Annotated in this window: 22 protein-coding genes, 1 tRNA gene and 1 pseudogene; 19 read left to right on the top strand and 5 right to left on the bottom strand. The window is 70.3% G+C overall.

Annotated elements, in window-relative coordinates; translation table 11 throughout:
• The first annotated feature begins 101 nt into the window (after window positions 1-101).
• The 4 genes from SMIR_RS02465 (at window position 102) to SMIR_RS02450 (ending at window position 4,812) form a co-directional block, all read left to right on the top strand.
• Window positions 102-1,493: an amidohydrolase family protein gene (locus SMIR_RS02465; RefSeq protein ID WP_168497669.1), complete on the top strand. Its 1,392-nt coding sequence runs from the start codon at window positions 102-104 to the stop codon at window positions 1,491-1,493.
• A gap of 154 nt (window positions 1,494-1,647) precedes the next feature.
• A complete protein-coding gene (locus SMIR_RS02460; protein ID WP_212726388.1) occupies window positions 1,648-2,886 on the top strand; it encodes an MFS transporter in 1,239 nt (412 codons plus the stop codon).
• Between the two features lie 177 nt (window positions 2,887-3,063).
• Window positions 3,064-3,708 (top strand): class I SAM-dependent methyltransferase, encoded by a 645-nt coding sequence (locus SMIR_RS02455; RefSeq protein WP_212726387.1) that lies wholly within the window; start codon window positions 3,064-3,066, stop codon window positions 3,706-3,708.
• 54 nt (window positions 3,709-3,762) lie between these two features.
• The gene (locus tag SMIR_RS02450; RefSeq protein ID WP_212726386.1) at window positions 3,763-4,812 is read left to right on the top strand and encodes a helix-turn-helix domain-containing protein; all 1,050 of its coding nucleotides are present in this window, start codon (window positions 3,763-3,765) and stop codon (window positions 4,810-4,812) included.
• On the opposite strand, the gene SMIR_RS02445 is transcribed toward SMIR_RS02450, so the two are convergent.
• Window positions 4,788-6,236 (bottom strand): amidase, encoded by a 1,449-nt coding sequence (locus tag SMIR_RS02445; protein ID WP_212726385.1) that lies wholly within the window; start codon window positions 6,234-6,236, stop codon window positions 4,788-4,790. The genes SMIR_RS02450 and SMIR_RS02445 overlap by 25 nt on opposite strands.
• A 96-nt stretch (window positions 6,237-6,332) precedes the next feature.
• Between SMIR_RS02445 and SMIR_RS02440 the strand changes: the two genes are divergently transcribed.
• From SMIR_RS02440 to SMIR_RS02420, 5 genes are all read left to right on the top strand, one after another.
• Window positions 6,333-7,184, top strand: coding sequence for a helix-turn-helix domain-containing protein (locus SMIR_RS02440; protein WP_212726384.1), 852 nt, complete (start codon window positions 6,333-6,335; stop codon window positions 7,182-7,184).
• A gap of 297 nt (window positions 7,185-7,481) precedes the next feature.
• Window positions 7,482-8,069: a class I SAM-dependent methyltransferase gene (locus tag SMIR_RS02435; RefSeq protein WP_249938325.1), complete on the top strand. Its 588-nt coding sequence runs from the start codon at window positions 7,482-7,484 to the stop codon at window positions 8,067-8,069.
• Between the two features lie 78 nt (window positions 8,070-8,147).
• Window positions 8,148-8,516: a BlaI/MecI/CopY family transcriptional regulator gene (locus tag SMIR_RS02430; RefSeq protein ID WP_212726382.1), complete on the top strand. Its 369-nt coding sequence runs from the start codon at window positions 8,148-8,150 to the stop codon at window positions 8,514-8,516.
• Window positions 8,517-8,755: 239 nt separating this feature from the next.
• Complete coding sequence (locus SMIR_RS02425; RefSeq protein ID WP_212726381.1) at window positions 8,756-9,346, top strand: hypothetical protein; 591 nt, start codon at window positions 8,756-8,758, stop codon at window positions 9,344-9,346.
• Window positions 9,347-9,802: 456 nt separating this feature from the next.
• Window positions 9,803-10,345: a nitrobindin family protein gene (locus SMIR_RS02420; protein ID WP_212726380.1), complete on the top strand. Its 543-nt coding sequence runs from the start codon at window positions 9,803-9,805 to the stop codon at window positions 10,343-10,345.
• A gap of 316 nt (window positions 10,346-10,661) precedes the next feature.
• Here the strand turns inward: SMIR_RS02420 and SMIR_RS02415 are convergent, their stop codons facing one another.
• Window positions 10,662-11,252, bottom strand: coding sequence for a TetR/AcrR family transcriptional regulator (locus tag SMIR_RS02415; protein WP_212726379.1), 591 nt, complete (start codon window positions 11,250-11,252; stop codon window positions 10,662-10,664).
• Window positions 11,253-11,388: 136 nt separating this feature from the next.
• On the opposite strand from SMIR_RS02415, the gene SMIR_RS02410 reads away from it, so the two are divergent.
• The 6 genes from SMIR_RS02410 (at window position 11,389) to ykgO (ending at window position 14,860) form a co-directional block, all read left to right on the top strand.
• The gene (locus SMIR_RS02410; protein ID WP_212726378.1) at window positions 11,389-12,123 is read left to right on the top strand and encodes an SDR family oxidoreductase; all 735 of its coding nucleotides are present in this window, start codon (window positions 11,389-11,391) and stop codon (window positions 12,121-12,123) included.
• A gap of 203 nt (window positions 12,124-12,326) precedes the next feature.
• The gene (locus SMIR_RS02405) at window positions 12,327-13,568 is read left to right on the top strand and encodes a cytochrome P450 (RefSeq protein ID WP_212726377.1); all 1,242 of its coding nucleotides are present in this window, start codon (window positions 12,327-12,329) and stop codon (window positions 13,566-13,568) included.
• Between the two features lie 290 nt (window positions 13,569-13,858).
• Window positions 13,859-13,931: transfer RNA gene (locus SMIR_RS02400), tRNA-Arg, on the top strand.
• 200 nt (window positions 13,932-14,131) lie between these two features.
• Window positions 14,132-14,296, top strand: coding sequence for a 50S ribosomal protein L33 (rpmG, locus tag SMIR_RS02395; protein ID WP_054230143.1), 165 nt, complete (start codon window positions 14,132-14,134; stop codon window positions 14,294-14,296).
• Between the two features lie 65 nt (window positions 14,297-14,361).
• Complete coding sequence (locus SMIR_RS02390) at window positions 14,362-14,622, top strand: type B 50S ribosomal protein L31 (RefSeq protein WP_168497765.1); 261 nt, start codon at window positions 14,362-14,364, stop codon at window positions 14,620-14,622.
• A 115-nt stretch (window positions 14,623-14,737) separates the two neighbouring features.
• Entirely contained in the window at window positions 14,738-14,860 is a 123-nt protein-coding gene (ykgO, locus tag SMIR_RS02385) for a type B 50S ribosomal protein L36 (protein ID WP_054244622.1), read from the top strand.
• A gap of 111 nt (window positions 14,861-14,971) precedes the next feature.
• Here ykgO and SMIR_RS02380 read toward each other — a convergent pair whose 3' ends face one another.
• Window positions 14,972-16,090, bottom strand: a complete 1,119-nt coding sequence (locus SMIR_RS02380) for a sensor histidine kinase (RefSeq protein ID WP_212726376.1) — start codon at window positions 16,088-16,090, stop codon at window positions 14,972-14,974.
• Complete coding sequence (locus SMIR_RS02375) at window positions 16,087-16,758, bottom strand: response regulator (RefSeq protein WP_168497769.1); 672 nt, start codon at window positions 16,756-16,758, stop codon at window positions 16,087-16,089. Before SMIR_RS02375 ends, SMIR_RS02380 begins: the two co-directional genes overlap by 4 nt.
• A gap of 469 nt (window positions 16,759-17,227) precedes the next feature.
• Here SMIR_RS02375 and SMIR_RS44800 point away from each other — a divergent pair, with 469 nt between their 5' ends.
• The 3 genes from SMIR_RS44800 to SMIR_RS02360 all read left to right on the top strand — a co-directional run bounded on the left by SMIR_RS44800 (window position 17,228) and on the right by SMIR_RS02360 (window position 18,408).
• Window positions 17,228-17,425, top strand: a complete 198-nt coding sequence (locus SMIR_RS44800) for a hypothetical protein (RefSeq protein ID WP_422664389.1) — start codon at window positions 17,228-17,230, stop codon at window positions 17,423-17,425.
• Between the two features lie 163 nt (window positions 17,426-17,588).
• On the top strand, window positions 17,589-17,747 hold the full coding sequence (locus SMIR_RS02365; protein WP_168497771.1) for an SDR family oxidoreductase: 159 nt from the start codon (window positions 17,589-17,591) through the stop codon (window positions 17,745-17,747).
• 316 nt (window positions 17,748-18,063) lie between these two features.
• Entirely contained in the window at window positions 18,064-18,408 is a 345-nt protein-coding gene (locus tag SMIR_RS02360; protein WP_249938324.1) for an acetyl-CoA synthetase, read from the top strand.
• 47 nt (window positions 18,409-18,455) lie between these two features.
• Here the strand turns inward: SMIR_RS02360 and SMIR_RS02355 are convergent.
• A pseudogene (locus SMIR_RS02355) lies at window positions 18,456-21,100 on the bottom strand (glycosyl hydrolase).
• A 300-nt stretch (window positions 21,101-21,400) separates the two neighbouring features.
• Here SMIR_RS02355 and SMIR_RS02350 point away from each other — a divergent pair.
• On the top strand, window positions 21,401-21,598 hold the full coding sequence (locus SMIR_RS02350; protein WP_168497777.1) for an antitoxin: 198 nt from the start codon (window positions 21,401-21,403) through the stop codon (window positions 21,596-21,598).
• Window positions 21,599-21,621: the final 23 nt, after the last annotated feature.

The raw sequence follows: 21,621 nt of genomic DNA, 5'->3' as shown, positions 1-21,621 counted from the left end.
GCGTACGGCCCACTCTTCGGGCCGCTCACTCTCCCCGCCCCCTTACCCCCCGGCCCCCGTAACCTCCCGGCCCTCTCACCCTTACGGAGACAAGACCCCTCATGAACGTCAACGTCACCACCAGCGCCGCCGTGCTCGAAGAGCTCCGGCGCCGGCCCGCCGACCGGCGGCGCATCCTGTTCACCGGCGCGACCATCGTCACCATGGACCCCGACCTCGGTGTCATCGACCGCGGCGACCTCCTTGTCGAGGGCGACACGATCACCGCGGTCGGCCCCGGCCTGAGCGCGGGCGACGCCGTGGTCGTCGACGCCACGGGCACGATCCTCGCCCCCGGCTTCGTCGACACCCACCGCCACGCCTGGGAGGCCCAGCTGCGCCGGATCATGCCCGACGTCGACGACCTCGGCGGCTACGTCATGGCGACCCTGGCCGGCTATGCCACGGTCTACCGGCCCCAGGACATGTACATCGGCACCCGCCTGGCCGCGCTCACCGCGATCGACAGCGGCATCACGACCATGCTCGACTTCTCCCACAACTCCCGCACCCGCGAACACTCCGACGCCGCCATCCAGGCCCTCCTCGACACCGGCATCCGCGGCGTGCACGCCTCCATGGGACCGCACTTCGGCACATGGGACCGGCAGTGGCCCGGCGACCTGACCCGTATCAAGGACCGGTACTTCAGCAGCGACGACCAGTTGCTCACCCTGCGCCTGGCGACCCTGGCCACCGACGAGATCGCCGGACCGGCCCTCGCCTACGGTCCCGAACTCGCCCGCGTCGCACAGGACTTGGGTATCGGAGTGAGTGTGGACGCCGTCTTCGGCACATCCTCCTCCGAGGCGGTCCTGCGCTGGGCCAGGGACGGCATTCTCAGCCCCGACGTCACCCTCATCCACTCCACCGGACTGACCTCCGAGGCGTGGAAGGCGATGGGGGAGACCGGCACCACCGTCGCCCTTGCCCCCACGTCCGACGCGCAGATCGGCCTCGAGACGGCGATCCCCGCCATCGACGAGGCCCTGTCCGTCGGCATCCGCCCCGGCCTGAGTATCGACGTCGAAGTCGCCCTCGCCAGCGACATGTTCACACAGATGCGGGCCCTGCACGCCATCCAGCGGATGCGCGCGGTCAACGCCGCGTACGGAACGAGCGGCGATCTCTCCCGCATCACCACCCACGACGTCCTGGACTTCGCCACCCTCCAGGGCGCCCGCACCAACGGCCTGGCCGGCGTCACCGGCTCTCTCACCCCGGGCAAGAAGGCCGACCTGCTGGTCGTCCAGGCCGAGGACCTGAACAACATGCCGCTCAACGACCCCATCGGCACCCTCGTGCTGGGCTCCGACGCCCGCAACATCACCGCCGTCCTCATCAACGGCGAGCCCCGCAAGTGGGACGGACAGGTCCTCGACGTCAACCTGCCCGCCCTGCGCAGCGAGGTGCACGCCTCGCGCGAGTACGTCCTGAACACCCCGGCCGCCTGAGCATCTCCCCGCCACCCGACCGTTCCCCTCCATCGTCCCCCGGCCGTTCCTCCCGCGGCCGGGGGCACTCACCCGCTCCCGGTGGTGCCATCGGCCGATCGTGCCGCGCACAAACACGCGGGGCGGCGACCAGACGCCCCCTTCTGGAGTTCCCATGTCCCACCCCACTTCCATCACTTCCCCCCGGCACACAACGGCCGCGCCCAGCACCCCGGACCAGCCGCCCTCCTGGGCGCCCGCCGCCCCGACCATCGCGCTGCTGACCGCACTCGGCGTCCTGATGGTCGGCCAGATGTACACCGTCCTGGCCCTGCTGCATCCCATGGCCACCGCGCTCGGCACAACACCAGAGCAGGTCACCTGGACGGCGACGGCGTTCGGCTTCGCCTACGCCGCCGGGTTTCTGCTGGCCGGTCCGCTGTCGGACCGCTACGGTTCGCGCGCCGTGATCACGGCCGGGCTCGTGGCCGCCACGTCAGCCACCCCGGCGGTCAGCGCCGCCCTCAACCTCCCCACGGTGATCGCCCTGCGCAGCCTGCAGGGACTCACCGCAGCGACCTTCGCGCCCTCCGCGCTCTCCTACGTCGTCCACCACATCGCGCCACAGCGTCGCGGCACGGCTCTGACCTGCATCACCAGTGGCATGTTCGCCGCCGCCGTGCTCCTGCAGATCGGCGCCCAGGCCGTCGCGGAGGGGCTCGGCTGGCGCGCGGTCTTCTGGCTCGGCGCCGCCCTCATGGCCCTGAGCCTGATCCCGGTGCGCCGCGTCCTTCGGCCCACCCTCCGTCATGGCCCCGGCGGCGGGCTGAGCCAGGCGTTCGCGGCGATGCCGCGACTACTGCGCCGGCCGCGCATGGTCGCCCTCTACCTGTCGACCGTGGCCCTGATGGCCTCCTTCGTCGCCGTCTACACGGCGGTGGCCATCGCCGGGCCGGCCGGCATCGCCGGGAACTCCTCCGCGATCCTCGCCCTGCGAGCCAGCGCGCTGCCCGCCCTGATCGCCATCCCCGTGCTCGCCCGTGTGCTTCAGCGCCTGGCCGCACCCCTGCGCGCGGTCCTCGCCTTCGCGCTGGCCGCCCTCACCGTCGCGGCCGGCTCCTTCCTCGGCGGTCACACCGTGCCGCTGGCCATTGCCCTGCTCCTGTTCGTGGCAGCCGTCGCGGCAGCGGCACCCGCCGTCGTCGAGACCATCAACGCCACGGCCCCGCACGCCCGCGGCGCGGCCGTCGCCCTCTACGGATGCAGCATGTTCATCGGCGCCAGCCTGGGCCCGCAGCTCACCGGAGCTCTGGCCGGCCTCGGCTTCGGCGGCATCCTGCGCGTCGTCGCCGCCGCGCTCGTCCTCGGCGTCCTCCTGGCCCTGCCGGCCCTCCGCCACCACCGCACCCAATGACCCGGAGCCGGACCGCCGGCCCACCCCCGATCCCGCGCAGCAAGGCCGCCGCCTGGGCATTGCCGCCCCCCGTGCCCCCTCCGCATGGAACAGGGCTTCTACCAACTCCTGTCTGCCCTCGATGAGATGGCCCCGCGCGACGAGCTAGTGTCCTCGCTTGTGACCGAACCCTCCTCTGTGACCGAACCCTCCTCGCATCTCGGCGCGACAGCGGATGCCTACGACGCCGTCGCAGTACGCTACGCCGAACTCTTCCGTAATGATCTCGACGCTCTTCCGCTGGATCGCGCGATGCTCGCCGCGTTCGCCGACCTCGTACGGACCACCGGCGCCGGGCCCGTCGCGGAGCTGGGATGCGGCCCGGGACGCATCACCGCGCACCTGCGGGACCTGGGGCTGGATGTCTTCGGCGTCGACCTGTCGCCGGTGATGATCGATCTCGCCCGGGAGGCATACCCGGACCTGCGGTTCGAGGTCGGCTCCATGGCCGCCCTGGACCTGGCCGACGGCCGGCTGAACGGCATCGTGTCCTACTACTCGGTCATCCACACCCCACCGCAGGAAGTGCCCTCGTACTTCGCCGAGTTCCGGCGGATACTCGCGCCTGACGGACACCTCTCGCTCGCGTTCTTCGAGTCGGAGGGTGAGCCGGTCACAGCGTTCGACCACAAAGTGGTGACGGCGTACCGATGGCCGATCGACGACCTCGCCGGGCTGGCCGGTGAAGCCGGGTTCGTGGAGGTCGGCCGGATGCTGCGTGCGCCGCGCGAGCAGGAACGCCAGTTCCGCCATGGCCATCTGCTGATGCGCGCAGCCAAGTAGCTCAGGTGTGGACATGGGTGGCCACGGTCTTGGGGCCAGGGGAGCTGAGACGGAATGATCGGGACCGTGTTCCGAAGCGAGGACGTGCCTGCGGAGGACAGGTTCGAGTACTGGCGGGAACTGGTCGGCCGGACGCGATCGAGCGACCTGGTCAGTGCTCACACCGCCGACTACTGGGCGGAGTACCGGCTGATGGAGCTGGGGCCGGTGACCGTATGGCCGTCGTCGTTCCTGCCGACCCGCTACCGGCGGAGCGGGAAAATGGTGCGGCGGTCCGACCCCGAGTCGTACCACCTGACGCTGCTGCTCGATGGAGGACTGGCTCTCGAGCACGCCGGGCGGACCGACACGTTCGGCCCGCGTGACCTGCACATGGTCGACGGCTCGCGGCCGTACGACCTCCGGCCGGCGGACGACAGGGATCGCCGTGCCGTCAAGGGGGTGGGCGTGGACTTCCCCAAGGCGTTGCTGCCCCTGCCGCCGCGCATGGTCCGGGAGTTGCTGGGCCGGGGGCTGTCGGGGCGGGAGGGTACCGGGGCTCTGCTGACAGAATTCCTCGTCGGTTTGGACCGGCAGGCCGAAACCCTTCAGCCGTCCGACGCGCCACGCCTGGGTACGGTCGTACTCGACCTGGTGTCGGCCTGGTTCGCCCAAGTACTGGACGCAGAGGCCGCCCTTCCGCAGGAGACCCGCCAGCGTGCCACAGCACAACGCATCCAGGCGTTCATCCGGCAGAACCTCCACGACCCGGAGCTGACGCCGCCCGCGATCGCCGCCGCGCACCACATCTCCCGCAGCTACCTGTACCGGATCTTTCAGCAGCAGTCGCAGGGCGAGACGGTCGCGGCCTGGATCCGCCGCCAGCGGCTGGAGAGCGCCCGCCGCGACCTGGCCGACTCCTCGCTGCGCACCACGCCGATCCACGCCGTCGCCGCCCGCTGGGGCTTCCCCCGTGCCTCCGAATTCACCCGCGCCTTCCGCACCGCCTACGGGCTCTCCCCCAAGGAATACCGGCTCCAGGCACTTTCCGAGCGGGAGCAGATGCTCAGCCATTCCCTGCGGACTGACTCCCTCCCTACTCAGCTGACGGGCGGGCGGCGATAGGTCCAGGGGTGTGCCAGTTCGAGGGTGCGAGACACCTGGAGCAGGAGATCCTCCCGCCACGGAGCGGCGACGATCTGGACTCCGACGGGCAACCCGGTGGCGTCGTCGTGGTGGACGGGGACGGAGATCGCCGGCTGGCCTGTCACGTTGAACACCGACGTGAACACCCCCATCGGGTAGCTGTTCCGCAGTGCCGTCAGGGGATCGGCGTCGGAGCCTGCCCGCCAGGCACCGACGAGCGGCGGGAGGCACGCCATCGTGGGCGTGACCAGGAGGTCGAAGCCGGCGACGAAGCCCTCGACGATGCGTCGCGACAACTGCTGGGTCTTCCGCACCCCTTCCGCGTAGGACCACGAGTCGATCGATCGTGCCGCGTCCCGCAGGGCACGGTTGTGGGGCTCGACCCGGTCCGGATCCGCCAGCGCGACTCCGCTGGCGCCGATGTTCCAGATGGTCGTGAAGGCCGCCACCAGCTCGTCGGTCGGGGGGAGCGGGAGGCGAGTGTCGACGATGTCGTGACCGGTCGATTCGAGCGTCCGAAGAGTGACGGTGACGGCTTCAGTACACGCCGGGTGCACGTGTATCCCGTCGATCGGGGAGTCCGTGAGCACACCGATCCGCAGCCCGGTCGGCAGGTCCGTCTGCATCGCGGTGGCGAAGGACCTGTGCGGGGTCGGGGGTGACCACCACGCGGCCGGATCATGGCGCGCCAGCACATCGAGGGCGGCCGCGGTGTCGGCCACCGTGCGGGTGAGCACGCCGCTGGTGCCGAGACCCTCGACGCTGACGGTCGCGTTGGTGACCAGGCCGCGGGTGGGTTTGAGCCCGACGAGACCGTTGCACGACGCGGGGATGCGGATCGACCCGCCGCCGTCCTCGGCGTGGGCGATGGGCGCCATCCCGGCGGCGACGGCAGCGCCCGCTCCGCTCGACGATCCGCCCGGCGTGCGATCCGGGTCCCACGGGCTGCGCGAGATGCCCAGGGCTTCGTTCTCGGTGAAGGGCAGGGCACCGAACTCGGACGTGGTGGTCTTGCCGAGCAGGATGAACCCCGCGTCCACGAACCGTCGCACGACCGGGTCCGATGCCGCGGCCGGCGCCCGGCCGGCACCGGCGGACCCATGGGTGGTGGGCCATCCGGCCACGTCGAGCAGGTCCTTGATCGGCAGCGGGACGCCGAGGAACGGCGGGAGGTCTTCCGCCGACGGGGTCCGCGCCACCGCATCGGCCGCGGCAGCCGCGGCTTTGCGGACGTCGTCGTCGGCCCGGTGGCAGAAGGCGTTCAGCCGGGGGTCGAGCTCGTCCATCCGCTCGAGATAACAGTCGGCCACCTCGACCGGGCTCACCTCCTTTCGTCGTATGGCTGCGGCGAGTTCGACGGCCGGCGTGAACGGGTCGAACGGGTCAATCGGCGAGAGCCTCACGAGCGGTCCCTTCTGGTCCGCGGTGCTTGCGGAAGCCGTCAGTGTCGTCGCGTCTCCGATATCCCGTCTTGGACGAATGTCGCGTAGCTTGACGACATGCGATCCGCCGAGTCGGCTCATGACGCTGCGGCGGTGTGGGACATCGCCACCCCGTCCCGGCCCGGCCTGCTGCCAGGGGTCAGCATGGCCGGATTCAGCGCTCGTACCACGGAGTTCTTCGACCTGAGCGTGATCCCGTACCCGGCTGTCACGGTGGCCGTCAGCCTCGGCGACGAGCCGTTCACCGTCGACGACAGCAACGGCCGACAGCAGAACGGCAGTGTCGTCGTCGGACTCGTGCCCAGCGGCGTTCGAGGGCGCGGCCGTGACATCGAGTGCCTGCAGGTGCGGCTGTCGCCGGTGATCGCGCACGCCGTGCTGGGCGTCTCTTCGGAGTTGGGCGGGACGGTGGTCTCCCTCGATGACCTCTGGGGCCGTGATGCCGCGCGAACCCAAGAGCAACTGCGCGCTGCCAGGTCATGGGGCGACCGGTTCGCGATCGCGGAGGCGGCGCTCGTTCGACGACACGAGGCAGGCCGAGCGATCGAGCCCGAAGTCGCCTTCGTGTGGCGGCAGATGGTGACGAACCTGGGAGGGGTCCGGGTCGAGCGGCTGGCAGCCGAGGTCGGCTGGAGCCGTAAGCGACTGTGGTCCCGGTTCCGCGCCCAGATCGGTCTCCACCCCAAGCGCGCTGCTCAGCTTGTCCGTTTCGACCACGCGGCCCACCGTCTGGCCGCGGGGCACAGCGCCGCACGGGTGGCGGCGGAGATCGGCTACGTCGACCAGTCCCACCTCCATCGGGATGTCATGGCCTTCGCCGGTGTGACGCCCACGGCCGTCGCGGCTGCGCCGTGGCTTGCGGTCGACGACGTCGCGTGGGCCGCCCCCGAGTACCTGTCCAAGTCCTGACCCGACGGCCTGCACTCGACGGCCTGCACCCGACGGTCTGTACCCGACACCCGACGGTCTGCATCCGGCAGGCGCGAGGCCGGTGGCGCGTCGGCCACGGGGGAACATTTCTACAAGCCGCCCGGCAGTCGAGCTTGTGACACTGCGCGTATGTCCAAGAACCGGGATGACTCCCCACCGCCGCGCTTTCAACGGCCGCGCTACGGCGTAGACGCTCCAGCGTTCCCCGCGACACTCGGCGCCGTCGGCGCGGCCTGTTGCCTGGCCGCCGGCCGGTGGCGGCCAGGGCGGAACGCGATGGTGACCGCGGGGACGGTACTGCTTGCCAGCACCGGCATCTACCTGCACACGACACTGCACGGCAAGCTCCGCATCTGGAGGCAGGAGCTGGACCGGGCCGGCCTGAAGGGTGACGAGCAGCTGCTGGACCTGGGCTGCGGTCGCGGCGCGGTGCTGATCGAGGCGGCCAGGCGGCTGCCGACGGGACACGCCGTGGGCGTGGACCTGTGGTCCGGAAAGGACCAGAGCGGCAACCGGCCCGAAGCCACGCTCGCCAACGCCGCTGCGGCAGGGGTCGCCGACCGGGTGGAAGTACGTACGGCCGACATGACCGCGTTGCCGTTTGCGGACGACTCCTTCGACGTCGTGACGAGCGCGCTGGCGATCCACAACATCCCGTCGTCCGAGGGGCGATACCGTGCGGTGGACGAGGCCATGCGGGTGCTGCGCCCGGGCGGGCAGTTGCTCGTCGCCGACTTCTGGCCCATGGCCAGGAAGTACGCCGAGCACATCGGCCAGGGCACGCTGCGCGGACTCGGCCCCGGTTACTGGTACGGCGGCCCGTGGCTCGGCATCACACTTCTGCATGCCGTCAAGGGCCGCTGAGCATGTTGCCCACGGAAATGCGACAGGTCAGCCGTCTACTATGGCTCTACGTATTCGGTGGCGTGAGGGAGCCGGGCCATGCGGCGGCTGGGGGATCTCGAGGCGGAGATCATGGATCGCCTCTGGACGTGGGACCGTCCGGCGACCGTGCGTGAGGTCGTCGACGACATCAACAAGACCCGCCCCATCGCGTACACCACGGTCATGACCGTCACCAACATCCTGTACACGAAGGGCTGGCTGCTGCGGGGCAAGCAGGGCCGCGCCTGGCTGTACGCGCCGGTCCGCAGCCGTGAGGCCTACGCCGCCGCGCTCATGGAGGACGGCCTGGGGGAGAGCAAGGACCGCTCGGCCGCGCTGCTCCACTTCGTGGAGAACATGTCGGAGGAAGAGATGACCGCCCTGCGCAGGGCTCTGCGAAACGTGGGCCGCCAGGCGAAGCCGTGAACGCCGCCTCGTCCTGGTCGGCTGCACGGCGGCCGTGGGTTTCGTCGCTCAGTACCTGCTCCTGCACGCCCGCCGGCCGCGCCGGGCGCCCGCCCGGCGTCGGCTGACCGCCAACTGAGCTTCCTGAGTTCTCCGTCGCAGTCGGTCAAGGCTTCGCCATGTGCCACCGGTGGCTGAGCGGGCGGGAGTTGCTCAACGTACTAAGGGAGTAAGTAGAACGACCGCCGAAGGGAAACTCCGTGATCCAGCGACGCATCGTCCTCCTCTCGGCCGCAGGGCTCGCCTCCGCGTTCCTTCTGGCGGCGTGCGGCAGCTCGACGGAAAAGACCTCCACCGGTACGAGCCCCGGCAGCGCCGTTCCGGTCGCCACGGCCGCGTCGGAATCCGCGACCTCCGCTGCGACCGCCGCGGAACCCGCGCCCTCCGCACCGGCCGCCAGTGGTGACTCCGGCAGCGGGCACACGGCCGCAACCACCATGGTGATGGCCAGGACGGTCAACGGCACGAGCAGCGTGGTGACCGACGACAAGGGGATGACCCTCTACCGCTACGACAAGGACGAGGCGAATCCGTCCAAGTGGACGTGCGCCGGCGCGTGTACGAAGACGTGGATCCCCGTCATTGTGCAGGACTCCGTACAGACCATGGGGGTCGAGAAGAGCCTGCTCGGCACGGTCCACCGGAACGGCATGAAGCAGCTCACCCTCGGCGGCTGGCCGCTGTACCGATACGTGGGCGACACACAGGCCGGACAGACGAACGGCCAGGCCAAGGGCAATACGTGGTACGCCGTCACCCCGTCAGGCGCGAAGTCCACCATGACGGGCTGAGCCCGGACGTACGACCGCGGGGCTGCCGTCGCACACCTCCTTCGGATCCGGGAACCCGGGGGAGGCGACGCGGACGGCGGTCAGTTGCTCCGGCGGGCGTGAAACCGCTCTCGGCACGGCTGCCACTGTGCAGCCGCACCGTGCGGGACTCCGCCCGGTAGCCGGTCGCATTGGACGATGGTGGCCGAGATGTCGTGGTGCATGTGGTCTGCGGCATGCCGCGCCGCGTGGAGCCGAGTCACTGCGCGAACGTATGTACAGGGAGGCTGGCTGGGCGCCCGCCGTGTTCACGGCGACCGTGCTGTCCACCGCGTCCGCCGACGAGTTCGTGCGTCCCAGGACTGCGGCCGTGATGGGTAGTAGGACAGCCCTTCCCGCCCGTCCCCGCGTGTATCGACATCGACAACCTAGGCTGCGATCCGGCACCGGCCCCGATCCCACCCAGGAGCGCACACCGTGTTCGACCCCGCACCGGAGTATCCGTACCCCGACGTCCACCGACCGGATGAAGCACCCACCCCGCACGCGCTTCTCGCGCCGGTGATCGGACTCCTGGGTACCTGGCACGGACGGGGTCACGGCGGGTATCCCACGCTCGCCGGGGAGTTCGCGTACGCGCAGGAGGTCACCTTCAGCCATGACGGCCGCCCCTTCCTCCGGTACGAGGCCCGGGCCTGGCTGCTGGACGCCGACGGCGCACCGCTGCGCCCGTCGGCTCGGGAGAGCGGCTGGTGGCGGCTGCAGCCCGACGGCCGGGTGGAGGCCCTGATCACCCAGCCCACCGGCATCGCCGAGATCGCCGTGGGCCGTGCGGCCGACAACACGGTCGACCTCTCCACCCACGAGGTTGCCCTCACGCCCACGGCCAAGGAGGTCAACGCAACCCGCCGGACCTACGCCCTGACCGACGACGACACGCTCACGTTCGTCCACGAGCTCGCGGCGGTGGGGCAGCCGTTGCAGCACCACCTCTCGGCGACGCTGCGGCGCAGGAGGTAGGCCCGCGGCGAGGTTGTTGAGCAGTATCGCTGGGACGTGGTGTGGGCGGGGGTCACTCGGTTCGGCAGCTGCCACATGGTTGCGCAGTGCGGCCTCGATTTCGTTGGCGTCGCCGGTTGTCGGGAGGGGCCACGGGGTCTCGTGGCCGGTTTCCCTGACGGAACTGCTCAGGCAAAGCACGCTGGTTGTCGAGGGTGGGTACGAGTCGCCGCGTTTTCCTTGGCGTTGTGGCCCGGATGACCACCGGGTCCGTCGGTGCCCAGCGCTCACCCGCCGACCCCGTCCGGCGCCGGACGCACCGCATGGAGCATCGGCGTCAGTTGTCGGGCACCTGCGGCGGCGTCGGTCGCAGCCCGTCCAGGGTGAGGTCGAGGAGGCGTTCCGCCTGTTCGCGTTGGTCGGGGCCGGCCGAGGTGAGGGCGATGCCGGCGAGGGCGGCGAACATGTCGGTCGGGCTGATGTCGGTGCGGATCGTGCCGGCGGCGGTTCCGGCGTTCATGAGGGAGGTGAGGGCGGCCTGAATCAGCTCGTGGCTCTCGGCGTAGGGGTTGGTTCCCGAGGCGACTACCGCTCGTAGGGCGTCGGCCATGCCCAGTTTGGCGGTGGCGTAGTCGATGAAACGACGCGTCCAGGCGCGTAGGGCCTCGCGGGGCGGCATCGTCCCCAGGAGCTCGGGGACGGCCTCGCACAGCCGGGCCACCTCGTTGCGGTACGCGGCCTCGATCAGGGCCTCCCGGGTCGGGAAGTTGCGGTAGAGGGTGCCGGTGCCCACGCCCGCTTCCTTGGCGATGCGCTCGAAGTGCGCGTCCAGCCCCTCCTCGGTGAACACGTCTACAGCGGCGGCCAGGATCTTGTCCCGGTTGCGCTGTGCGTCAGCCCTCAGTGGACGTTCTGCATCGCGGGCCATCGGCGTCGCTCCTTGCTCTCCCGTTGCTAAGTGGCGGCGCCTCCGCTTAGGGTGGGTGAAGTGGCGGCGCCTCCACTTTCACTGTAGGGCATGGATGTGACCTGCCCTCGTCTCTCCTGCGAAAGGACCGTCGATCATGTCAGGAATCAAAGGCAAGGTAGTGGCGATCACAGGTGCCGGCAGCGGCATCGGTGAGGCGACCGCGCTCCTGCTCGCCGAGCGCGGCGCCCGGGTCGTCCTCGGGGCGCGCCGTGCGGAGCGTCTCGAGGCCCTGGCCGCCCGTATCGAAAAGGTGGGCGGTGAGGCCGCCTGGGTCCGTACGGACGTGACGCGGCGCGAGGATCTGTCCGGCCTCGTATGGCTGGCCCGCGAGCGGTACGGCAAGCTCGACGTCCTCGTCAGCAACGCCGGAGTCGGTCTGATCTCCCCCCTGGACGACCTCCGCGTCGAGGACTGGGAGGAGATGATCGACGTCAACCTCAAAGGCGTGCTGTACGGGATCGCCGAAGCGCTGCCGGTCTTCCGGGAGCAGGGCTTCGGGCACTTCGTCAACATCGTGTCCACCTCCGGACTGCGCGTCACTCCGCTCCAGTCGGTGTACGCCGCCACGAAGAACGCCGTCCGTACCCTCTCCGAGGGCCTGCGCCAGGAGGCCGGCGAGGGCCTGCGCGTCACCGTCGTCTCGCCGGGGTTCGTCCGTACGGACTTCGCCGACCGCATGGATTCCGAGGTGAAGGTCCAGATCGTCGAAAAGATGGACAGCATCGCGATCCCGCCGGCCGCGGTGGCTCGCGCCGTCGCCTTCGCCGTCGAGCAGCCGGACGGTGTCGACGTGGGTGACATCGTCGTGCGTCCCACCGCGCAGGATTGAGGTCCGTTCGCCGCCGCGTCATGCCATGCCGCGTCATGGCCTGCCGACGCCCGGATGTGGGGCGCCTACGCGTGATCCGAGTCACGTCAGGTTCCCGTCAGTGAAGTGGCCCGAAGCCGTCAGTCTGCTCCGATCTCATAGGCCCCAGAGCCCCTCTGAGACCCCGCTCCCCGTTCCGAGGGAGCCCCCCACCGAGGAGTGACATGGCTGAGACACTGACTGGAACCGCGAGCGACACGGCCGAAGAGGTCCCCGAGTTCGTGCCGCCCAGGTCGGCCGCCTGTCCGTTCGCGCCGCCGCCGGCCCTCGCGGAGATCCGCGAGGAGAAGCCGATCAGCAAGGTGCGAATCTGGGACGGCAGCACGCCCTGGCTCATCACCCGCCACGAGGACCTGCGGGCCGTCCTCGGCGACCCCCGCGTCAGCGTCGACGACAAGCGGCCCGGCTTTCCGTTCCCGAAGAAGGCCATGGCGGAGAACGCGCACCACCACCCCGACACGCTTTTCAACACGGACGCCCCCGTCCACACCCGGCTCCGCAGGATGCTGACCTCTTCCTTCACCGCCAAGCGGATGGCGGCCCTGCGCCCCGCCATCCAGAAGGTCACCGACGAGCACATCGACGCGATGCTGGCCGGACCGAAGCCGGCCGACCTGGTCCAGGTACTGGGTCTGCCCATTCCGACGCTGATGATCTGCGAACTGCTCGGAGTCCCTTACGAGGACCACGAGTTCTTCCAGTACCACGCCACCGTCGCGGTCAGTCAGACGTCGTCGGCCGAGCAGGACCGCGAGTCGAGCGTCGCCCTCGGCGAGTACCTGGCCCGACAGATCCATGCCAAGACGGAGAACCCGGCCGAAGACACGCTGTCCGACCTGGCGGCCCTGGTCAAGGCCGGTGAACTGACCATGGGTGAGGCGTCCCTCATGGCCGTCATCCTGCTCATCGCCGGGCACGAGACCAGCGCGAACATGATCGCGCTCGGCACCCTCGCGCTGCTGGAGCACCCGGAGCAGCTCGCCCTGCTGCGTGAGACGGACGATCCGAAGATCGTGGCCGGAGCGGTCGAGGAACTGCTGCGCTATCTGACCATCGCCCACACCGGCCAGCGCCGGATCGCCCTGGAGGACATCGAGATCGGCGGCGAGGTCATCCACGCCGGGGACGGAATCATCGTCTCCCTTCCCGCCGCCAACTGGGACCCGGAGGCCTTCCCGGAGCCCGACCGCCTCGACCTGCTCCGCGACGCCCGCCAGCACAACGCGTTCGCCTTCGGCGTCCACCAGTGCCTGGGCCAACAACTCGCCCGCGTAGAGCTCCAGGTCGTCTACGGCACGCTCTACCGGCGCGTCCCCACGCTGCGACTGGCCACCACGCTGGAGGAGATCGACTTCAAGGAAGACGCGATGGCGTACGGCGTCGCCGCGCTGCCGGTCACCTGGTAGCCCGTAGCCCTTCGACACCAGCAGGGCGTACGAAGGGACATGCGCAGAGGCATACGAAGGGGCATACGAAGGGACATGCGAAGGGACGAGGGCCCCTGATCGTGCCGAGCGCGTGCGTCGAGGACGTCCGTGTCCATGGCCCGGAGGCCGTCGGCGAGCCGCTGGATGAAGCGTTCCAAGTTCTGGATCTCGTCCCGGACACGCGGCAACCCTGGTGGTGTCACGCACCGTTCCGGCTGCGCTATGATTGATCTTGAGCAGCCCGCCGGAATACTTCGGCGGTAGGCCTCGCGTTGGTGGTCCAAGGAAAGACGTCCCGCTTCCTGCGGGGAGATGCAGGTGCAAGGCCTGCCCGGCGCTCCACAGCCCCGCCTCCTGTACTCCGGAGGCGGGGCTTGTTTCATATCGCCCAAAGCCTCCCTGTCGCCCGCTGTCTCCCTCCCATCCCTGCCTCTGGCCCCCTGCGCCTGCCCCGGGAATGCGCCGACCAGGTCCGCTGTTACAGCACACGTAGCTGACATGCGCGAGTCAAGATCGCGTGATGTGGGCGGAAGGAGCACCTCATGGCACGCAACAGCGCGCGACCCGTCGTCACGCTGAGGTCGACAGCCGGGACCGGCGTCACCTACGTGACGCGGAAGAACCGCGGAAACGACCCCGACCGGCTCGTCCTGCGTAAGTACGACCCGGTGGTCGGTGAGCACGTCCCGTTCCGGGAGGAGCGCTGAGCCGAGCCCGGCGCCACCGGGCGGACCGTCACAGGACCGTCGACCGTCACGAGGGAGGAAACCTCATGAAGCCCCGCATCCATCCCGAATCCCGTCCCGTCGTCTTCCGTGACCGGGCCGCGGACGTCGCGTTTGTGACCCGTTCGACCGCGCACTCGTCGAAGACGATCGAGTGGGAGGACGGGAGCACCTACCCGGTGATCGACGTCGAGATCTCGTCGGCGAGCCATCCGTTCTACACCGGGACCTCGCGGGTCCTGGACACCGCAGGCCGTGTGGAGCGCTTCGAGCGTCGTTACGGCCGTACGGTCTCGCCGCGGCACTGACGGCGGGCCGATCGCCGGCACGACCGGCTTCCATTACGACCGGCTTCCGTCACAACCGGTGTCAAGCATGACCGGTTCACAGCATGACCGTTCCCCGCACGAGGAGGGCAGATCCATGAAGGTGCGCAAGTCCTTGCGTTCACTGAAGTCCAAGCCGGGTGCTCAGGTGGTCCGTCGACGAGGCGTGGTCTTCGTCGTCAACAAGAAGAACCCGCGCTTCAAGGCCCGCCAGGGCTGACGGTGCCCGGGGGGCGACCGTCGCACACCACGCCCGTACCGCACGCCCAAAGCCGGCATGCGGTACGGGCGTGAGCCTTTGCCCCGAGACGTACGGGCCATTGCGTCGCGCTCAGTCCGCGTCCGCCGGGATGCGGAGCGTCACGCGGTAACCGCCGTCGGGGGTGGGGCCGGACTCGAACGTGCCGTTCAGGAGTTCGGCGCGCTCCCGGAGACCGACGAGACCCTGTTGGGAGCCGGGCAGGGGCAGGGAGGGGCGGGTGGGGGCGTTGTTGGTCACTGTGACGCCGAAGCGGTCGCCGGTGTGCCACAGGTGGACGGTGGCGGCCGCGCCGGGCGCGTGTTTCCGTACGTTGGTCAGGGACTCCTGCACGGTGCGGTAGAGGGCGCGTTGCGTGGGGGTGGCGATGACGGAGGGGAGATCACCGGTCAGGGTCGCCTCGATGCCGCTGGTCGACACGAGCTTGTGCAGGTCGGCGAGTGTGGGCTGCGGGGTGAGTTCGCCGACGCGGCTCCCTGAGGCCCGCAACAGCGCGACCATGTGGCGCAGTTCGTCGAGTGTGTCGACGCTCAGCGAACGGATGGTGCGGGCGCCCTCCTTGAAGTCCGCGTCCTTGGCGGCGACTTGAAGCGCACCCGCCTGTACGGCGATCAGGCTCACCTGGTGGGAGACGACGTCGTGCATCTCGCGGGCCAGCTGGGCGCGTTCCCGGGCCAGGACGGCCTGGGAGTGCAGCAGCCGCTCGTGTTCGCGGGCCGTCTCGATCTCCGCGAGCCGGTCGGCGAGGTCCCGCCGGGCCTGGACGAGTTGGCCGAGCAGGACGGGGGCGGCGGCCGTGGCCAGGGTGTAGAAGAAGATGATCAACGTCCAGGCGCGTTCGTGCGAGCCGACGTTGCCCAGGGGCCAGGGCACGGCGGAGACGCCGGCGAACAGAAAGGCGCTCGCGACCAGGAGCCGACGGTTGCGGGAGCGCTCGGCGAGGGTGAACAGCGCGGCGAACGAGGCGAAGACGATGTCCACCATCAGGCTGGCCGGGAGCGTGAACAGGAACACCGTGAGCGGAAAGCGGCGACGCAGGGCGAGCGCGGCACAGGCGACCGCTGTCGCGGCCGTCGGGAGGCGGCTCGAGTCCCCCAGGTTGATCAGGACGTCCACGGCGGCCACGGCGACGACCACGGCATCGACGACCGGATCCGGGATCCGCGCCCACCACGGCCTGCCCGCGTTCATCCCCGGTCCTCCGACCCGTTCCGCTCGTCCAGCAGGCCCGCCCGCTGGGCGAGCAGCGCGGCCCGCACCCGGCTGTTCACGCGCAGCTTGGTCAGGATCGCGCTGACGTGGTCCTTGACGGTGCCCGCGCTCAGGTGGACGCGGCTGCCGATGTCGGCGTTGGACAGCCCCTCCGCGATGAGCACCAGCACGTCGCGCTCCCGCTCGGTGAGCCGTCCGACGCGGGCGGCCTCCTCGTCGTCCGCGGCGGTCGCACCCGGGTGGCTCTGCCACACGGCACGGGACGCCTTCGGTGACATCACGACACCGCCCGCGCACAATGTCCGTACCAGTTGGGCCAGTTGGTCCGGCTCGGTGTCCTTGAGCAGAAAGCCGGCCGCCCCGGAGCGCAGTGCGGTGAGGATGTACTCGTCGGCGTCGAACGTCGTCAGCATCGCCACCACGGGCGCGTCCGGCAGCGCCCGCAGGTGCCGCAGTACGGTCAGACCGTCGACGTCCGGCATCCGGATGTCCAGCAGTACGACGTCCGGTCCCTCCCGCCGTACCGCGTCCACCGCCTCCGCGCCCGTCGTGGTCGCGACGACGTCGATGTCGTCGGCCGCGCCGAGGATGAGCTCGAAGCCGGACCGCACCAGGGCCTCGTCGTCCACCACCACTACCCGGATCACGCGCGTTCCGCCTCGTCCTTGATGTCATCGATGTCCTCGATGTCGATTGTCTTCACTGTGACCGTAGAACGGGAAAAGCCCGGTGCGGTGCTCCTGCGGGACGGCCCAGCCACGTGGCGGGTCGGTTCCAGTCGTCCGGGGGGTGTGGAGCGGACGCCTGTCGGATATTGGGCGATTGCCGTTCTCTCCAGCCTGTGAGCCATGACGCAGAACGCGGACGACACGGCGCTCGTGCCACCGCCTCGACCGGAGCCCGTGGCACCGCCCCGACAGGAGGCGTCCGAGCCCCCGCAACAACCCGATACCCGGCCCCCGGTGGGACGCCTGATCGGAGTGGACCTCGCCCGGGGGCTCGCGGTCTTCGGGATGTACGCGGCCCACGTCGGCCCCGATCCCTCCGAGGGCGCTGTACTTCCTGCTGGTCCTGCCGCTGTACCGGATCGGCGCCCGACCGTCGGCGGTCGTCGCCGTGAGCACTGCACTGATCCTCCCTGAGGTCTTGTCCGTGGTGCAGCGGGCCCTCAACCCGGGCGGCGACGGAGGTGGTCCGGGCGGGATCTGGCTCCTGTCGGCGGCCGCGGCGACCGCTGTCCTGGGCGTCCTGTGCCCGGACCTGTACGCCGGCGCCGTCGACCACGTCGTCACCACGTTCGTCGGACACCATTGACGGGAGGTGGGCGCAGCGACCGTCAGGGCCCGGGTCGTACGCCCGTCACCTCTCGACCCCGGCGCAGGGCGGCGACTCGGGCCGCCGCCCTCAGTGAGGCTTTCAGCCCGTCGACGTCACTTCTTCAGCGCAGGGCCGGCAGGAGGCGGCGACCCACGGCTCCATGCAGTGGCTCATCGACGCGACACCGCTGGGCCGGACCGGCCGGTCCGAGGACGTCGCCAGTGTCGTCGCCTTCATGCTCTCGGACGACGCCGGCTTCCTGAACGGCATCGACGTCCTCGTGGACGGTGGTGTGTTCGCCGCCGTGCGCGGCGACTGACGCGGACGCGAGCACTCCAGTTCGGCGCTCACGCCGCGCGGTTCCAGGGAGGCGGGCATGCTGGTGTTCGTCGGGGAACGGGCCGGACGGGCGGAGGTGCGCGATGCGGTGGTGGGCCGGTTGGACGGCGGTCGCCGGGGTGGTCCTGCTCGCGGCGTGCGGTGGATCGGGAGGCGCAGGCCGGGGGCCGTCGTCCGGACCCACGAGTGCCTCCGCGACTTCCTCCGCGACTGCCTCCGCCAGTGCTTCTACGAGCGGTTCGGCGGAGCCGGGGCGAGGGGAACCGTCCGCGTCGGGCCCCGGATCCGCCGCCCCGGTGGCCAGTTGCTCCGCCGGGCGGGTGGAGGTCACCGTCTCGCCCGGGGACGCGGTCGAACGGCGGTTGTGCGTGCGGACCGGGGCGGTGGTCTCGGTCACCCTGCGGCCGCGTGCGGACGACCGGCGCTGGACGGCCGTCCGGAGTGCGGCGCCCGCAGTGGTGCTGGTCTCCGGATGGCGCGTCGACGCCGACGGGACCGGCCGTGCCACCTTGCGCTGCGCGAGCGTTCGGGGTGGGGCGGCCGGGATCACGGTGACGGCGAAGGCTCCGGACGTGGCGGGCGCGGCGCGCACCGCGTTCACGCTCCGGGTGAGTGTGGTCCCGTACGCGAAGGAGGGGTGAACCCGCCGCTAGCTGCGGCGGGTTCACCCCTCCTTCATGCCTGCGGGTCAGCCGCAGTCGCGCACCTTGATCGTGTAGATGCCGCGGCCGTGGGTGGCCGCGTACAGCGTGCCGCCGTCCGGGCTCAGCTTCAGCTGGAGCACGGCGACCGCCGGGAGCCGGCCGACGCGCTGCCATGTCGTACGGCCCGGGGCGCGGTAGACCACGCCGAGGTCGGTGGCGACGGCGAGGCCCCCGCCCGTCGTGACGACCGCGGAGTTGGTCGGCACGTCGGGAAGGTTCGCGGAGATGTCGGTCCAGGTGGTGCCGCCGTCCTTGGACTCGAAGACATGGCCCACGCCCGCGCCGGGGCCCTCGGTCCAGTGCCGGGAGAAGCCGTTGACCTCCAAGTACACGTGGTCGGCGTTCTTCGGGTCGACGGCGAAGCCGCTGAGGTAGCGGTTGGGCACGGTCGCGTCCACCGGCAGGGTCACGTCGTGCCAGCCCGTGCCGTCCTCGTTGCCGACGGAGATGCCGCGCGCGAAGCCCTGGTTGTTGCAGGGGCCGCACCAGGCCGCGTACACCTTGCCGCCCGACGCGGCGACGGCGGTCGCGGTGCGGCCCGCGCCGAGGTCGTACAGGCTGGTCCACTCGGAGCCGCTGCGGATGGCGTAGCCGTGCGTCTGCACCCACACGTGCCGGCCGCCCGCGATCCACGTCGAACTGTTCTTCATGTCGGCGGCGAGCGGGGCGATGAAACGGGCCTCACTGGTGGCGTTGTCGGCCGGGGCGACGTTGTACGAGGTGACCTTGCTCGCGTCGTTGGCCCAGGAACCGTCGTTGACGGCGCAGTTCTGGGTGATTTGGACGGCGAGGTAGACGTACTCCTCCGCGATGTTGCAGCCGTTGGCCGGGTCGGTGAGCGTGTCACCGCCGTCACCGCCGAAGTCGGAGCCCATCACCTTGTCGTCGCTGCGAAGGATGGACTGGCCGTTGTCCTGCAGGCCACCGGTGACCGAGACGCCGCCGTGGGCGAGGTCCTTGCCGATGCCCACCGAGTAGTACTGGAGCGTGTCGATCGTGCCGTCGTTCAGGGACGTCCAGTCGGTGGCGTGGCCGGAGGAGTCCTGGGCGCCGTCGAGCGGCCGCCGATAGGCTCCGCCGTCGTTGCCGACGTACACGTAACTCCTGCCGTGGTAGCGGCCGATGGCGACCCCGTGCTGGTCGGAGTGGGTCGTGGCGTTGCAGTCGCCGGTCTGCTTGGCGGGGTCGATGCTCCAGAGGGGAAGCCGAAGTTCCAGTACGGGCCGACGGTGGACCAGGTGCCGCCGCCGTCCTTGGTCTCGTAGACCTCCTCCAGACCCGCGTACACGTGCTGCGCGTTGGCCGGGTCGACGGTCAGGAACTGGTTGTACCAGGCCTGTACGCCGGGCATGTAGCCGCTGGAGGTGAGGGCCGAGCCGTCGGCGGCGAGCTGCTTGTAGTCGGCGATCTTCGTCCAAGGGCCGGAGGGAGAGCCGGACTTGGCGACGTAGATACCCTCGAGACCGCTGTCCGGGTTGCTGTTCAGCTGCTCCGGCGACTGGTCGATGGCGTAGTAGCGCGAGCCGTCGGCGGACCGGGCGAAGGTGACGTTGCCGACGTTGTCCGCGTCGGACGGCAGGTCGCCCAGGCCACTGGTGATCCGCGTCCAGGCGCCCCGCACCTTGGTGTAGAAGCCGTTGTAGTCGTCACCACTGCGCCAGCCGACCGCGAGGACCACCTTGGAGGGGTCCTTCGGGTCGATCGCGATGTCGTTGGCGAGGTTCTTGTACGGGGCGGAGGGGTCGCTCGCCAGCGATCCACCGGGGAGGTAGCCGGGGTTGGGGGCGAACTCCAGCTTCCAGGCGCCGCCGAGCGTCTTGGTGGAGTGGCTCCACACGCCCTGGCTGGTCGCCGCCCACACCTTCCCGCCGCCGAAGCGCAGCTGGTGGATGGTGGTGCTCTCCAACTCGTCGCCGCCGACCCGGCTGCGCGCGGAGAACGTGCCGTGGTGTGAGTCGGTCAGCACATACACTCCGCTGCCGAGGTATGCGTCCGCGTTGGTGTTCGCCTCACCGGTGCCCAGCCACAGCCGCCCGGACCCGTCCAGGGCCAGCGCGCCGGTGGACTGCGAGGACAGCCGGTCGCTGATGGGCTCCCAGTGTCCGCCGCCGGACCGGGAGCGCCATACTCCGCCGCCCGCGCTGCCCGCGTAGACGTACCCGTCGTCGTCGGCAGCCATCGCCGCCAGGCGGCCGGTGACGTTGCCCGAACCGCCGCTGGAGTTGGAGTCGAAGTCGCGGTAGCGCGGGTCGTCGGAGTTGTACGGCAGATCGGTGACGTTGCGCCAACTCCCGTCGCTGGAAGGCAGGTTGTTCAGACTGGTCCAGGCCGCGCCGTAGGCGCCCGGCGCGACGACGCCCGGTGAGGTGCGGGCCTCGGCGTACTGGTCGGCCCCCTCGGCTATCTCGTCGGACTCGTTGCCGCCATCGGAGTCCTGCGCCGTCACCTTCGGGGTGATGCCGCCCGTCGACTGTGCCCGGGTTGCGGCGAGTTGGGCGAGCGTGCGAGCCCCGAAGGGGCGGCCTCCGTCCGGGCCGGGCGCGGCGCCGGCGGGTAGAGCGACGAGCGCGGCTGACGCGGTGACGGCACAGATCGTGAGCCATCGTCTCTTGCGGGTGGGTACTGGCACCTGGTCCTCCCAAACGGCGTTGACACAGCCTTGGGACAGACAGGACCACGAGGGACGGGTGAGCGTCCCGGGGCTTGCCCAACTCTTGTCCGGAACCTGCCACGATCTAGGTGTTGTGCGGTGCGTGGCCGGGCACCGGCGCCCCCGCGCACGGGGGCGCGTCGGGATCCGGCGGGCCGGACCGATCCGCGCCGTGCGCTTCCACTGCCCAAGGGCGCCGCGCCGTGGGCCTGTTGTCCGCCGAGGGTCGGGTGGGATCGTGACCTTGATCAGGCGGTGCCGCCGGAGAAGGAGTCACGCGTGTTCGACAACCTCAAGAACCTCAAGGACAAGGCCGAGGAACTCGCCGAGGCCCACGGCGACACGATCTCCGACGGACTGGAGAAGGCCGGCGACATCGTCGACGACAAGACGGACGGCAAATACACCGACAAGATCGAGACCGGTGTGGACAAGGCGCAGGAGTACGTCGAGGAACTGGGCGAGAAGAAGGCCTGACCCCGCGCGGCGATCGCAGGTCC

The organism is Streptomyces mirabilis (assembly GCF_018310535.1).
Taxonomy (GTDB): Bacteria; Actinomycetota; Actinomycetes; order Streptomycetales; family Streptomycetaceae; genus Streptomyces.
This window is presented reverse-complemented; position numbering and strand designations above follow the sequence as displayed.